We start from the raw sequence: 14,145 nt of genomic DNA, 5'->3' as shown, positions 1-14,145 counted from the left end.
CGCCCCTGTCATTGTAGGGGCGGCGCGCTCGCCTGTTAGAGGTCGTCGAGCTTGCGGCCTGTCAGCGCTGCGCGGATGCCCTTGTCCATCCGCCGCGCGGCAAACTCGTCGGTCTGCGCCGCGAGTGCCTTCGTCGCGGACTCGATCGCATCGGTATCGGTCCCTTGCGCCGTCTCATGCAACCGCGTCAGCGTCGCATCGACCTGCGCCCGCTCGTCGTCATCCAGCAATTCGCCGTCGGCAACCAGTGCCGCCTGCGTCGCCTCGACCATGCGCTGCGCCTCGACCTGCGCCTCGCGCAACGCCCGCGCCCGCATATCGATCTCGGCCGTGCGGAAGCTGTCCTCGAGCATACGCGCGATATCGTCGTCGGCTAGGCCATACGAGGGCTTGACGACGACCGACGCCTCGACGCCGGAGTGCTGCTCGCGCGCGAACACCGACAGCAACCCATCGGCATCGACTTGATAGGTCACACGAATGCGCGCCGCGCCCGCCGTCATCGGCGGGATACCGCGCAACTCGAAGCGCGCGAGCGAACGGCAATCGGAGACGAGTTCGCGCTCGCCCTGCACGACGTGAATGGCCATAGCCGTCTGGCCATCCTTGAACGTCGTGAACTCTTGCGCACGCGCGACGGGGATCGTCGAGTTGCGCGGAATGATCTTCTCGACGAGCCCGCCCATCGTCTCGACGCCGAGCGACAGCGGAATCACGTCGAGCAGCAGCCAATCGTCGCCGGTGCGATTGCCGGCGAGCAGATCGGCCTGAATCGCCGCGCCGAGTGCGACGACTTGATCCGGGTCGAGATTGGTCAGCGGCGGTGCGCCGAAAAACGCTTCGACGGCGCGGCGTATCACCGGCATGCGCGTCGCTCCGCCGACGAGCACGACGCCCTTCACGTCCTGCTGCGTGATCTTCGCATCGCGCAGCGCTTTTTTCGTCGGCACGAGCGTGCGCTCGACGAGCGAGCGCACGAGCTCGGCGAACTGCGTTTCGGTCACCGAGACGTCGATCGGCGTCCCGTCCGCCAGCGTCGCCTCGACGATCGCTTGCGGCGCGGCGGATAGTGCCTCCTTCGTGCTGCGAACGCGATCGAGCAACAACCGCACGTCTTCGGGCGCGAGCCCTTGCGGTGCTAGATCTGCCTGCGCCAGTACATGGCGGAACAAGACGTGGTCGAAATCGTCGCCGCCGAGCGCCGAATCGCCGCCGGCCGCGAGCACTTCGAATACGCCCTTGGTCAGCTTGAGAATCGACAAATCGAAGGTGCCGCCGCCGAGGTCATAGACCGCATAGAGTCCTTCGGCCCCTTGGTCGAGCCCGTAGGCAATCGCCGCTGCAGTCGGTTCGTTGAGCAGACGCAGGACGTTCAAGCCGGCGAGCCGGGCCGCATCCTTCGTTGCCTGCCGCTGCGCCTCATCGAAATAGGCCGGCACCGTGATGACGGCGCCGACGAGTTCGTCGCCAAGCGAATCCTCGGCGCGTTGCCGCAGGGTCGCGAGAATCTCAGCCGACACTTCGACGGGGCTCTTCACGCCGTCGATCGTGCGAATCTGCACCATGCCCGGCGCATCGACGAATTCGTACGGTGCGTTTTCCGCGCCCTCCACTTCCTGCTTGCCCCGCCCCATGAAACGCTTGACCGACACGATCGTGTTGAGCGGATCGAGCACGGCCTCCGCCTTCGCCGAATGGCCGATGCGGCGGCCGCCGCGTTCGAGGTAACGCACGACCGAGGGCAACAGGACGCGGCCCTGCTCGTCCGGCAGCGCTTCGGGAATGCTGTTGCGCACGGCGGCGACGAGCGAATTCGTCGTACCGAGATCGATGCCGACGGCCAAGCGCCGCTGATGCGGCGCGGGCGCCATGCCGGGTTCGGAGATTTGCAGTAGGGCCATGCTGGTCTGTGTGGGTTCGTGCACCGCCGCAAACACGGCGGACACGTCGATTATCTCGCGAGGCGCAGCCCGAGCGTGCTGTACCTATCGTTCGTAGGGGTTTCGGGCGATCTTTTCAGGCGATCCTTCCCTCGATGCCGACCCGGCCTCAGTGCTCTAGCCGCTCGATCTGGTGCCCGATTTCACCGGCAACGCGCTCCAGAAACATCAGTTGCCGCACGGCCTCGGCCGCCGGCTGATCCGCGCCGCTATCGAGCAACACCGACAGCCGCTCGAAGCGCACGCGTTCGTCGTCGCGCAACTCATCGAGCAGCATCATCAAGGCGCCCACGTTTCTCGCGTCGGCCGCATCCTCGACGCGTTCGCGCCACTCCATCTGCTGCATCAGGAACGCCGGCTCCATCGCCGTGTTTTCGGAGGCGCCGACGTCGACCCCGCGCAGCGACAGCAGATACGTCGCGCGCTTGAGCGGATCACGCAGCGTCTGATAAGCCTCGTTCGCGCGCGTGGCCCACTGCATCGCGATGCGCTTTTGCGCCTCGCCGGCCGCGGCGAACCGATCCGGGTGCACCTGCGCCTGCACCGTCCGGTAAGCGTGCTCGAGCGCTTCGAGATCGAGCGCGAAGCGTGTCGGCAGATGGAATAGATCGAAGTGGCTGTCTTGGATCGAGGACATGAAGTCAAACGTCGATTTAACGTGAAACAAGGCAGGGAACGGCTGCGCATTCGCCGCGCAGGTGAGCGCGACGTCCAACCGCTGCACCTAGAAACAAAAAGGCGGCCCGCGCCGCCTTATCGCCCCGCCCGAGGCGGCAGGATTGCGTCATACGCGAAACGACTCGCCGCAGCCGCATTCGTCCTTCACGTTCGGGTTGTTGAACTTGAACCCCTCGTTCAGCCCTTCGCGTGCGAAATCGAGTTCGGTACCGTCGATATAGGCAAGGCTTTTCGGATCGACGACAACCTTCACGCCATTGCACTCGAAGACTTGGTCCTCGGGTTCGAGGTCGTCGACGTACTCGAGCTTGTAAGCGAGGCCCGAGCATCCCGTCGTGCGCACGCCCAAGCGCAGCCCGAGCCCCTTGCCGCGGCGGACAAGATACTTCTGCACGTGCTGCGCGGCCTTTTCGGTCAATGTGATCGCCATGGTTCAGGTGCGCTTACGCGACTTTCTGCGTGGCCTCGTCGGCCGCGGGCGCGGCGCCGTGACGCTGCTTGTAATCGGCCACCGCCGCCTTGATCGCGTCTTCCGCGAGGATCGAGCAGTGGATCTTGACCGGCGGCAACGCGAGCTCTTCGGCGATCTGCGTGTTCTTGATGGAGAGCGCCTGGTCGAGCGTCTTGCCCTTCACCCATTCGGTGACGAGCGAACTCGAGGCGATAGCCGAACCGCAGCCGTACGTCTTGAACTTCGCGTCTTCGATGACGCCGTCGGCGCCCACGCGGATCTGCAGCTTCATGACGTCGCCGCAGGCCGGCGCGCCGACCATGCCGGTGCCGACCGTTTCGTCGTCCTTGGAGAACGAGCCGACGTTGCGCGGGTTTTCGTAATGATCGAGAACTTTATTGCTGTAAGACATGATCGAACTCCTGAATTCGTTTGAAGCCTGTATTCACGCGGCGCTCAATGCGCGGCCCACTTGATCGTCGACAGGTCGATGCCGTCTTGATGCATTTCCCACAAAGGCGACAGATCGCGCAGCTTCGCGATCTTGTTCTTGAGTAGGTTGACGACGTAATCGACGTCTTGTTCCGTCGTAAAGCGGCCGACCGTGAAGCGGATCGAACTGTGCGCGAGTTCGTCGTTGCGGCCAAGCGCCCGCAGCACGTACGACGGTTCGAGCGAGGCCGACGTGCAGGCCGAGCCCGACGACACGGCCACATCCTTGATCGCCATGATCAGCGATTCCCCTTCGACGAAGTTGAAGCTGATGTTCAAGTTGTGCGGCACGCGGCGCTCCATGTCGCCGTTGACGTAGACCTCGTCCATCTGCGTCAGGCCGTGCAGCAAGCGGTCGCGCAACATGCGGATACGTTCGTTCTCCGTCGCCATATCCTCGCGCGCGATACGGAACGCTTCGCCCATGCCGACGATCTGATGCGTCGCCAGCGTACCCGAGCGCATACCGCGCTCATGGCCGCCGCCGTGCATCTGCGCTTCGATGCGCACGCGCGGCTTGCGGCGCACGTACAGCGCGCCGATACCCTTCGGCCCGTACGTCTTGTGAGCCGAGAACGACATCAAGTCGACCTTCAGACGATTGAGGTCGATTTCGATCTTGCCCGTCGCTTGCGCCGCATCGACGTGAAACACGATGCCCTTGGCACGGCAAATTTCGCCGATCGCTTCGATGTCTTGAATGACGCCGATCTCGTTGTTCACCGACATGACGGAGACGAGAATCGTATCGGGCCGCAACGCTGCTTTGAGGACGTCGAGGTCGACGAGGCCATCGCTCTTGACGTCGAGGTACGTGACCTCGAAGCCTTCACGCTCGAGTTCGCGGCACGTATCGAGCACGGCCTTGTGCTCCGTCTTCACGGTGATGACGTGCTTGCCCTTGCTCTTGTAGAAGTGCGCGGCGCCCTTGATCGCGAGGTTGTCCGACTCCGTTGCCCCGGACGTCCAGATGATTTCGCGCGGATCGGCGTTCACGAGCGCGGCCACCTGCTCGCGCGCCTCCTCGACCGCACGCTCCGCGTCCCAGCCGTACGAATGGCTGCGCGAGGCAGGGTTGCCGAACTGCTCGCGCAAATACGGGATCATCTTGTCCACCACGCGCGGGTCGACGGGGGTCGTCGCGCTGTAGTCCATATAAATGGGCAGGTGGGGCATCTCGTTAGTCATCAATGGCTCCGGGGAAATCGTTGTAGCTCGTCGTTCATGCGGTTCGTTCGACTCGCGCGCTCTATGCTCTGGCGCCGCCGTCACGAACTCGCAATGTTGAATACGGAATTCGGCCCTTTCGGCACGACGCGTGCCGCCTCGGCGGCCGCGCTCTCGCTGCGCCTGTCGCGCAGCACGCTAGGCGAGCCCTCGCGTGCGCGCTGCTGATCGACGAGATCTTGCAGCGAGACGGAATCGAGGTACTCGACCATTTTCTGGTTCAGCGTCGACCACAACTCGTGCGTCATGCAGTGGCCGTCGTGCTGCTTCGTGCCCTCGCACGACCCTTTGCCGCCGCACTGCGTGGCGTCGAGCGGCTCATCCACGGCGATGATGATGTCCGCCACCGTCACTTCCTGCGCACGGCGGGCAAGGTTGTAACCACCACCGGGCCCACGCACCGATTCGACGATCTCATGGCGACGCAGCTTCCCGAACAATTGTTCGAGATAGGACAACGAGATGCGCTGACGCTGGCTGATACCGGCGAGCGTCACCGGACCTTGCTCCTGGCGCAGGGCCAGATCGATCATCGCCGTAACGGCGAAACGGCCTTTCGTGGTGAGTCTCATAGGGACGGGGAACCCGAATTCTCGACGATTTTGGTCAAGTATAAATACATGACATTTTTAGTCAAGTATCCCCCCTTCGTCGGTTAGGTTATTGGTTCCGGACTGAACGCACACGCCGGCTACTCCTGGGCAAGCTGCGCTTGCAGGTACGCCAACAAACCCCGGCAAGCCGCCTCGCACTGATCGAGGACGACTTCGAAGCCTTCGCCACCGCCGAAGTAGGGATCGGCCACCTCGCGGCTCCCGCCCTCGGGCGCGAACGCCATCAATAGACGCACGCGTTCGCGGCGCCCGGGTGGACAGATCTTCTGCAAATTGCGGAGGTTGGCTTCGTCCATCGCCAGCAGAAAATCGAAACGGTCGAAGTCGAGCGCAGCCACTTGCCGTGCTCGCAGCGGCGACAAATCGTAGCCGCGCAAGCGCCCCGCCCTCTGCGCGCGCTCGTCGGGCGCCGTGCCGACGTGCCAGTTGCCGGTGCCCGCCGAATCGATCAAGATCCGCTCGGTGAGGCCCGCCGCTTCGACCTGGGCACGCATGACCGCCTCCGCCGTGGGCGAGCGGCAGATATTCCCGAGACAAACGAAACAAATAGAAACAGTTTTCATCGATCGAACGCGAAAGGCCGGCCAGCGCGCGCGATTCGAAACGCGCTGGCCGAACGGCCTAATCCGCCATTATATCGGGCTGCACCCCTCACGACGCCTGTGCCGTCGGCGACGCAACATGGCGCACAGCCGACGCCGCGTGCACGGACACCGAATCGATCAACCCGTACGACACCGTGCGCGCCAGCTCCGCCGTCACCTGATCGGCCGCCAGCGGCTCGCGCGGCGCAGCGCTGCCGCCGTAGGCATGCAGCATGGCGGCGGCAATCAACGCCAGCGCAAGCGCCACGGGCCAATAGCTGGAAAAATTGGAGAAATAGCCCGATTTGGTCGTTCTCATAGCCGTGCCCCTGTCTTGGCGGGTACGCGCCGATGGCGCACCCGCTCCCATTCATGACACGTATTCTATAAACGATATCTATCGAGACAAAGACGCGAATAGTGAATTCAGCGTTGCGTGCCGATAAACAATCGCACGCTGCTGTGCTTGAGGTCGAGGGCGCTCAACCCTGATGACTGCGCTGTGCCGCGTACAACTCGCGAAACGTGCGGCCGACCGGCGCCGGCATCTCGCGCGTCGACGTCCAGCCTTGGCCGAACGGCAGATACGCGATCGAGCGGCGACTCCCGCCGGCGCGTTCGAGCACGCGCACGGCGAGCTTCGTGACGAGCCGGTAGAGTGCCGGCCGCATGGCGACGAAGCCCCAAATGGCCAGTGCCGCCCGTTCCGACGCCGGCCGCAAGCGCCGCTCGACCTGCTTTTCGCGCAATTTGCGCAGCAGATCCGACAGCGGAATGCCCACGGGACAGACGGCATTGCATTCGCCGCACAGCGTCGCCGCTTGAGGCAAGTCGAGCGCCTTGTCGAGGCCGGCATAGCTCGGCGTCAGCACCGATCCCATCGGCCCCGGGTAGACCCAGCCGTAGGCATGGCCGCCGACTTTCTGATAGACGGGGCAGTGATTCATGCATGCACCGCATCGAATACAGCGCAGCATCTCCTGGAACGCGCCACCGATCAGCCCCGTACGCCCGCCGTCGACCAGCACGACGTACATGTGCTCGGGCCCATCGAGATCGCCTTCGCCGCGCGGGCCCGTCAGCAACGAAAAATAATTGGACGTGGTTTGCCCCGTGGCGCTGCGCGGCAACAGCCGCATCGCCAGCGCGAGATCCTCGAGCGTCGGCAGCACCTTTTCGATCCCGGTGACGGCCACGTGCACGCGCGGCATCACGGTGCACATCCCCTCGTTGCCCTCGTTCGTGACGAGCGCGACCGAGCCCGTCTCGGCGATGAGAAAATTGCCGCCCGTCACGCCCATATCGGCGGACAAGAAGTGCGGACGCAATACCTCGCGCGCCTCGCGCGTCATGTCGGGAATCTCGGTGAGCCGCGCGCGACCGTGCGTGGCCGCGAACAAATCCGCGATTTCTTCCTTGTCCTTGTGCACGACGGGCGCAATGATGTGGCTCGGCGGCTCGTTGTCGTTGATCTGAAGAATGTATTCGCCAAGATCGGTTTCGATCGACTGCACGCCCATTTCGCCGAGCACGGCGTTGAGCCGCATTTCCTCCGACACCATCGATTTCGTCTTGATGACCTTTTTGACATCGTGCTTGCGCGCGATGTCCGCCACGAGCCGCGCCGCATCGCGCGTCGTTTCGGCGTAGAGCACCGTGGTGCCGCGGCGGGCGGCCTCGCGCTCGAACGTTTCGAGCCACACGTCGAGATTCTCGAGCGCCCGATTGCGGCGCGCCTTCAATTCCGCGCGCGTCGCGGGAAAATCGATCGCATGCATCGCAGTGGCCCGCGCCGACACGAACTTCGTCGACAGCTTCTGCAGGTTCTGCTGCAAACGCGGATTGGCAAGGCTATCTTTTGCGCGCGCCTTGAAGTGCATCGATTGAACTTGCATGGAGGGCCCGATCGGTTCGGTGGACTTGAGCGGCGCGGCTCAGCGGTCGGCGTCGCCGGCCAGGACTTGAGCGATATGCAGCACGCGCGTCGTGGTGTCGCCGGTGCGGCGCAACCGCCCTTCGATGTTCAGGATGCAGCCGAGGTCGCCAAGCACGACGCAGCCTGCGCCGCTCGCCTGGACATTGGCGCATTTCTCGTCAACGATGGCCGTCGAAATATTGCCGTATTTGACCGCGAAGGTACCGCCGAAGCCACAGCAGTGCTCGCAATCCTTCATTTCCGTCACGGCCACGCCGCGCTGCGCGAGCAGCGCGCGCGGCTGCGCCTTCACGCCGAGTTCGCGCAGCCCCGAGCAGGAATCGTGGTAGGTCACCGGGCCCACGAACGAACCGGGCTCGAGTTGCACCTTCGCGACGTTGACGAGGAAATCGGTCAATTCGTAGACTTGCGCGCGCAGCCGTTCGTAGCGGCCCATCAGTTCGGGATCGTCGCGAAAGAGGTCCCCATAGTGCGCGGCAATCATCCCGCCGCACGAACCGGAGGGAACCACCACGTAGTCGAACTGCTCGAACTCGCGCAGCATTTTTTCGGCGAGGTCGCGAGCGACGCGTCGCTCCCCCGAGTTGTATGCCGGTTGCCCGCAGCAGGTTTGCGCCGGCGGCACGATGACCTCGAAGCCCGCCTGTTCGAGCAGCTTGATGACGGAGAACCCAATCTCCGGGCGCATCAGGTCAATGAGACAAGTAACGAACAGTCCGACTCGCATGGCGGCCACAAGTGAACGAAACGGGTCGATTATCCGTCGTTTGCGCCAACGGGCGACGGAAAAAGTCGAAAAAACTGCGGACCGACCATCCGAGGACGCGTTCAAACAGCGTTCGCTTTTTTCACAATACGAGATACAATGGGTTATCCATTAATTGCCGTGTCAATCGATTTCCAATGAGCGAGACGAATCCGGGCTCCAAAACGTCGATCCAGGTGATCGAACGCATGATGCGCCTGCTCGATGCTCTGGCTGCCCATACCGATCCGGTCAGCCTCAAAGAGCTCGCGCTGCGCACCGAGCTGCATCCGTCGACGGCGCACCGCATCCTCAACGATATGGTGACTTGCCGTTTGGTCGACCGCTCCGACCCGGGCACCTACCGCCTCGGTATGCGGTTGCTCGAGCTCGGCAATCTGGTCAAGGCGCGCCTGTCGGTGCGCGACGCGGCGCTCGCGCCGATGCGCGAACTGCACCGCATGACCGGGCAAACGGTCAATCTGTCGGTACGGCAAGGCGACGAGATCGTCTATATCGAGCGCGCCTACTCCGAGCGCTCGGGAATGCAGGTGGTGCGGGCGATCGGCGGGCGCGCGCCACTGCACCTGACCTCGGTCGGCAAGCTGTTTCTGGCAGCAGACGAAGCCACGCGCGTCCGCGCCTATGCCATGCGCACGGGGCTGTCGGGCCACACTCAAAACAGCATCACCGACATTTCCCGGCTCGAGCGCGAACTCACGCAGGTGCGCCAACAGGCTTGCGCGCGCGATAACGAAGAGCTCGAACTCGGCGTACGCTGCATCGCCGCCGGCATTTACGACGATACCGGCAAACTGGTCGCGGGCTTGTCGCTGTCAGCGCCGGCCGATCGTTTGCAAGACTCGTGGCTCGGCCAACTGAGCAGCACGGCCCTCGTCATTTCCGAATCCCTCGGCTACCACTCCGAGGCGGCAGCCGCCGCAGACCCTCACCACCGCAAATCGGGCGCGCACTGAGCAGCAACGCAAGCGCGGGCCTTCACCTACCCTCACGCACCTTCATCCGACGACGAAAAGCCCCGCTCTAGGCGGGGCTTTTCGTTCCTGCGGAGGTTCGAATCGAGCGCGCCGTGGCGCGGTCCGATCTCAGGTGCCGCGTCCGCCAGCGTCGGCGCTCGTCATGCGCTGCCCGCCGAAATCGTCAAGCCACTTGCGCAAGCGCGTCGCGTCGGCAAATCGAGAGTATTTGCCGGTCGAATCGAGCAGCACCATGATCATCGGGCGGCCGTGGATCATCGCTTGCATCACGAGGCATTCGCCGGCCTCGTTGATGAAGCCCGTTTTCTGAAGACCGATGTCCCACGTCGGGTTGCGCACGAGCGCATTCGTGCTGTTGTAGGCCAGTTCGCCCTTGCCCGGGTAGACGTCGTAGCTGCGGTCCGTCGAGAACTTGCGGATCAGCGGGTACTGATACGCCGCGTTGATCATCTTGACGAGATCGCGTGCCGTCGACACGTTTTGACTCGTCAGCCCGGTCGGGCTCTCGAAGTGCGTAGCGTTCATGCCGAGCGCCTTGGCCTTCGCGTTCATCGCCTCGATAAACGCCGGACGGCCGCCCGGGTAGTAGCGCGACAACGCAGCGGCGGCACGGTTCTCAGACGCCATCAGCGCGATATGCAGCATGTCCTCGCGCGAGAGCACCGAGCCCACGTGCAGGCGCGAGCCCGTGTGCTTGATGAAATCGCGATCGTCGTCGGTCACCTCGATTTGATCGGTCAGCGGCATCTTCGAATCGAGCACGACCATTGCCGTCATCAGCTTCGTGATCGACGCGATCGGCACGACCAACGTCGAGTTCTTGTCGAGCAGCACCTCCGACGTGTTCTGATCGACGACGAATGCGACATTCGAGCGCAGCGCGACGCCTTCAGGCGTCTCTTGGAGCCCGAAGGCCTGGCCGGCCGTGGGCGAGCGCGGCTCGAACGCGACGCGATGCACGACCGGATGGCGAACGTGCGCGCGTATCGTATACCTCACGCGTTCGTGCGCCATGCGCTCCCTGTCGCGAGTCCGCACCTCGGCCGCCGCAACCTTCGGCGTGGCAGCGTTCGCAGCGGCCTTCGAGATGGCCGCATGCTCTTCTTTCTTGAGGTGTTTCTTGTGGACGGGGTGGTGAACCGGCGTGGCCTCGGCGGCGAGCGCATCGACCGGGGCCGCAAGCGTCGCAATGGCGAGCGCGCTGGCAACCGCGGACACGACTGTGCCAAGCGCCACGCCTCGAATCACGTTGAGCGACGAAAACAGAGCGATTTTCATTGATGTCTGAAGCAGGAGTGGCGGACGGTTGTCGGCAAGTGTAGTAAAGCTACGAAAAATTAGCAATATTAAGCACTTATCGGCCATCCTTGATCCAATTTGTAAATTGGGGAAGCGTCGGTCATGCACGATTCTTGCGCGAGCGCCGCTTCACCTGTGGGGCCATGACCGCATAACGGCGATGTTTGTCCAAACTTGAGCGAAATGGTTCGCGCGAAACCCAGACGCGGCGTGGATTTGCGGCTCGAACCGCCCCGCGCAGCGAAGCAAGTCAGCTTAACGCACCAGCCTCACGATCGGTTTACAGCGTTTTCCGCCAGATCACCGCTCGCTGGCGCACGATGACGGAGATGGGCGCTCCCTGCTGGCGTTTTGCCGCTCCGGCGCCGCGGCAAAACGACCGAAAACGATTCCGCCCTCATGTCCCTAAATATGCGTAACGCATTGTTTTATCGATAAATTCGGACAATTGTGCGACGCACAAAAAATACTTGACATTTGTTGAGGCCATCCTAAAATGGGAACCGTTGTTGCGACGCACAAAACACGTCGGACCAAAGAAGGCGCCTCGCCAGTTTAGCCATTCCACCATCTTCGACCTGACGAAACAGGTCGATCTCCAGGAGCGAAAACATGACTCTGCTGACACCTGAGCAATTCGCGGCAGCACAGAAAGCGAACCTCGAAGCCCTGTTCGGTCTGACGAACAAGGCGTTCGAAGGCATCGAAAAGCTTGTCGAACTGAACCTGCAAGTGGTCAAGTCGACGATCGCCGAAAGCCAGGAAAACGCACAACGTGCGCTGTCGGTCAAGGACGCGCAAGAATTCGTCGCGCTGCAAGCCAGCCTGACGCAGCCGGTGGCCGAAAAAGTGTTGTCGTACGGCCGCCATCTGTACGAAATCGCCTCGGCCACGCAAGCTGAATTCGCGCGCGTCGCCGAAGCCCAGTACGAAGAGCAAAACCGCAAGGTGCAAGCGCTCGTCGAGAACGTCGCGAAGAACGCGCCGGCCGGTTCGGAAACGGCCGTAGCGGTCATCAAGTCGGCGATCACCGCGGCGAACACGACGTACGAAACGGTTCACAAGGCCACGAAGCAAGCCGTCGAAATCGCGGAAAGCAACTTCAACGCTGCCGCTACGGCTGCGCAGAAGGCTGCGCAACAAGCTGCCTCGCAAGCGTCGCGCGCCGCCGCAACGAAGAAGTCGGCAGTTTAATACTTCGGCACTCGCTCCGCGCCGACGTACGAAAGTACAAAAACGGCGCGCTCCCATCGGGGAGCGCGCCGTTTTTTATTGTCTAGAGATGCCGCACCGAAGACTTTTCGCTCGGGGCTGCCCACAGAAAGACGCTCACGGCCACCAAAGAGCCCGCCGCCGGCTCGCGAGCCAAGCGGCGGAACACGCGTTACGCCCAGATCATTTCTTGCGCTGCGGCGGCAAGTCCGTGCAGACGCCCTCGTAGAGCTCGGCCGCCATCCCGATCGATTCGCCGAGCGTCGGGTGCGGATGAATCGTGCGACCGATGTCGGTCGCGTCCGCCCCCATCTCGATCGCCAGACACACTTCGCTGATCAGATCGCCCGCGTTCAAGCCGACGATGCCGCCACCGATCACGCGATGCGTCTCTTCGTCGAAGATCAGTTTCGTGAAACCCTCGTCGCGGCCGTTCGCGATCGCGCGGCCCGATGCGGCCCACGGGAAGACGGCCTTGCCGTACTTGATGCCCTCGGCCTTGCACTGGTCCTCCGTCTTGCCGGCCCATGCGACTTCCGGGTCGGTATAGGCGACCGACGGAATCTGCAGCGCGTCGAAATACGACTTCTCTCCGTGCGCCACCTCGGCGGCGACGTGCCCTTCGTGCACGGCCTTGTGCGCGAGCATCGGCTGGCCGACGACGTCGCCGATCGCAAAGATATGCGGCACGTTCGTGCGCATCTGCTTGTCGACTTCGATGAAGCCGCGATCCGTCACCGCCACGCCCGCTTTGTCGGCACCGATCTTCTTGCCGTTCGGGCTGCGGCCGACGGCCACCAGCACGAGGTCGTAGCGCTGCGGTTCGGCCGGCGCCTGCTCGCCTTCGAACTTGACGTAGATGCCGTCCGACTTCGCTTCGGCCGATGCCGTCTTCGTGCGCAGCATCAAGTTCGAGAAGTGCTTCGCGCTGTACTTCTGCCAAACCTTCACGAGATCGCGATCAGCGCCCATCATCAGGCCGTCGAGCATTTCGACGACGTCGATCTTCGCGCCGAGCGTCGCGTAGACAGTTGCCATTTCAAGGCCGATGATGCCCCCGCCGATGACGAGCATGCGCTGCGGCACCTGCCGCAGTTCGAGCGCGCCCGTCGAATCGACGACGCGCGGGTCCTCGGGCATGAACGGCAGCTTCACCGCTTGCGAACCGGCCGCGATGATCGCCTGCTTGAACTTCACGATCTTCTTGCCGCCCTCGCCTTGCACTTCCATGTGATACGGATCGACGAACGCGCCGACGCCGGTCACCACTTCGACCTTACGCGCTTTGGCCATGCCCGCCAGGCCCGTCGTCAGCTTCTTGACGACACCCGACTTGAAGGCGCGCAGCTTGTCGAGATCGATCTGCGGCTTGCCGAACGTGATGCCGTGATCGGCCAGCGCCGCAACTTCATCGGTGATCAGCGCCGTATGCAGCAGCGCCTTCGACGGAATACAACCCACGTTCAAGCAGACGCCGCCGAGCGTCGAGTAACGCTCGACGAGCACCGTCTTCATGCCGAGGTCGGCCGAGCGAAACGCAGCCGAATAGCCGCCGGGGCCAGCGCCGAGCACGAGCATGTCGCATTCGATGTCGGCCGAGCCGGAGAAACGCCCGGCTTGCGGCGCGGCAGCGGGGCCCGCCGCCGCGGCCTTTTCCGCGGACGAGGCCGCCGCGGCCGGTTGCGGCGCCGGCGCGCGCTTAGCGGGCGCATCGGCCGCAGCCGCGGCTTCGACGAGCGCGACGACGGTGCCTTGCGACACCTTGTCGCCGGCCTTGATCCGGACTTCCTTGACCGTACCGGCCACATCGCTCGGCACTTCCATCGACGCCTTGTCCGATTCGAGCGTCAGCAGCGACTGCTCCTGCTCGATGACGTCGCCGGGTTTGATGTTGACCTCGATGACGTCGACATCCTTGAAATCGCCGATGTCCGGCACCTTCACTTCAACGAGACTCATTCACGTCCCC

The 14,145-nt window shown here is 63.4% G+C and carries 14 protein-coding genes; 2 read left to right on the top strand and 12 right to left on the bottom strand.

Going from position 1 to position 14,145, the window contains the following annotated elements:
* Positions 1–35: 35 nt before the first annotated feature.
* The 10 genes from hscA to J3485_RS07510 all read right to left on the bottom strand — a co-directional run bounded on the left by hscA (position 36) and on the right by J3485_RS07510 (position 8,649).
* Entirely contained in the window at positions 36–1,901 is a 1,866-nt protein-coding gene (gene hscA / locus J3485_RS07555; protein ID WP_206955699.1) for a Fe-S protein assembly chaperone HscA, read from the bottom strand.
* Positions 1,902–2,049: 148 nt separating this feature from the next.
* Positions 2,050–2,577 carry a Fe-S protein assembly co-chaperone HscB gene (gene hscB / locus J3485_RS07550; RefSeq protein ID WP_206951889.1) on the bottom strand — a complete coding sequence of 176 codons (528 nt, stop codon included), beginning with the start codon at positions 2,575–2,577 and terminating at the stop codon, positions 2,050–2,052.
* A 147-nt stretch (positions 2,578–2,724) separates the two neighbouring features.
* Positions 2,725–3,048, bottom strand: a complete 324-nt coding sequence (gene iscA / locus J3485_RS07545) for an iron-sulfur cluster assembly protein IscA (protein ID WP_115534432.1) — start codon at positions 3,046–3,048, stop codon at positions 2,725–2,727.
* 13 nt (positions 3,049–3,061) lie between these two features.
* Positions 3,062–3,481 (bottom strand): Fe-S cluster assembly scaffold IscU, encoded by a 420-nt coding sequence (iscU, locus tag J3485_RS07540; protein WP_206951888.1) that lies wholly within the window; start codon positions 3,479–3,481, stop codon positions 3,062–3,064.
* 44 nt (positions 3,482–3,525) lie between these two features.
* Complete coding sequence (locus tag J3485_RS07535; protein ID WP_206951887.1) at positions 3,526–4,749, bottom strand: IscS subfamily cysteine desulfurase; 1,224 nt, start codon at positions 4,747–4,749, stop codon at positions 3,526–3,528.
* An 80-nt stretch (positions 4,750–4,829) separates the two neighbouring features.
* Positions 4,830–5,360 carry a Fe-S cluster assembly transcriptional regulator IscR gene (iscR, locus tag J3485_RS07530; protein WP_206951886.1) on the bottom strand — a complete coding sequence of 177 codons (531 nt, stop codon included), beginning with the start codon at positions 5,358–5,360 and terminating at the stop codon, positions 4,830–4,832.
* Positions 5,361–5,479: 119 nt separating this feature from the next.
* Positions 5,480–5,965, bottom strand: coding sequence for a low molecular weight protein-tyrosine-phosphatase (locus J3485_RS07525; RefSeq protein WP_206951885.1), 486 nt, complete (start codon positions 5,963–5,965; stop codon positions 5,480–5,482).
* A gap of 88 nt (positions 5,966–6,053) precedes the next feature.
* Positions 6,054–6,305, bottom strand: a complete 252-nt coding sequence (locus J3485_RS07520) for a hypothetical protein (RefSeq protein ID WP_206951884.1) — start codon at positions 6,303–6,305, stop codon at positions 6,054–6,056.
* 163 nt (positions 6,306–6,468) lie between these two features.
* The gene (locus tag J3485_RS07515; RefSeq protein ID WP_206951883.1) at positions 6,469–7,881 is read right to left on the bottom strand and encodes a LutB/LldF family L-lactate oxidation iron-sulfur protein; all 1,413 of its coding nucleotides are present in this window, start codon (positions 7,879–7,881) and stop codon (positions 6,469–6,471) included.
* 39 nt (positions 7,882–7,920) lie between these two features.
* The gene (locus J3485_RS07510; RefSeq protein ID WP_206951882.1) at positions 7,921–8,649 is read right to left on the bottom strand and encodes a (Fe-S)-binding protein; all 729 of its coding nucleotides are present in this window, start codon (positions 8,647–8,649) and stop codon (positions 7,921–7,923) included.
* A 176-nt stretch (positions 8,650–8,825) separates the two neighbouring features.
* Between J3485_RS07510 and J3485_RS07505 the strand changes: the two genes are divergently transcribed.
* Positions 8,826–9,644 carry an IclR family transcriptional regulator gene (locus J3485_RS07505; protein ID WP_206951881.1) on the top strand — a complete coding sequence of 273 codons (819 nt, stop codon included), beginning with the start codon at positions 8,826–8,828 and terminating at the stop codon, positions 9,642–9,644.
* A 129-nt stretch (positions 9,645–9,773) separates the two neighbouring features.
* On the opposite strand, the gene pbpG is transcribed toward J3485_RS07505, so the two are convergent.
* Positions 9,774–10,943, bottom strand: a complete 1,170-nt coding sequence (gene pbpG, locus J3485_RS07500; RefSeq protein ID WP_206951880.1) for a D-alanyl-D-alanine endopeptidase — start codon at positions 10,941–10,943, stop codon at positions 9,774–9,776.
* Positions 10,944–11,576: 633 nt separating this feature from the next.
* Here pbpG and J3485_RS07495 point away from each other — a divergent pair.
* Positions 11,577–12,158 (top strand): phasin family protein, encoded by a 582-nt coding sequence (locus tag J3485_RS07495; RefSeq protein WP_206951879.1) that lies wholly within the window; start codon positions 11,577–11,579, stop codon positions 12,156–12,158.
* Between the two features lie 201 nt (positions 12,159–12,359).
* Here the strand turns inward: J3485_RS07495 and lpdA are convergent, their stop codons facing one another.
* Positions 12,360–14,135: a dihydrolipoyl dehydrogenase gene (gene lpdA, locus J3485_RS07490; protein ID WP_206951878.1), complete on the bottom strand. Its 1,776-nt coding sequence runs from the start codon at positions 14,133–14,135 to the stop codon at positions 12,360–12,362.
* Positions 14,136–14,145 lie beyond the last annotated feature (10 nt).

It is taken from the genome of Trinickia acidisoli, assembly GCF_017315725.1.
In the GTDB taxonomy this organism is placed as follows: Bacteria; Pseudomonadota; Gammaproteobacteria; order Burkholderiales; family Burkholderiaceae; genus Trinickia; species Trinickia acidisoli.
Note: the sequence above shows the minus strand (reverse complement) of the source record. Positions and strands in the feature narration are given on the sequence as shown.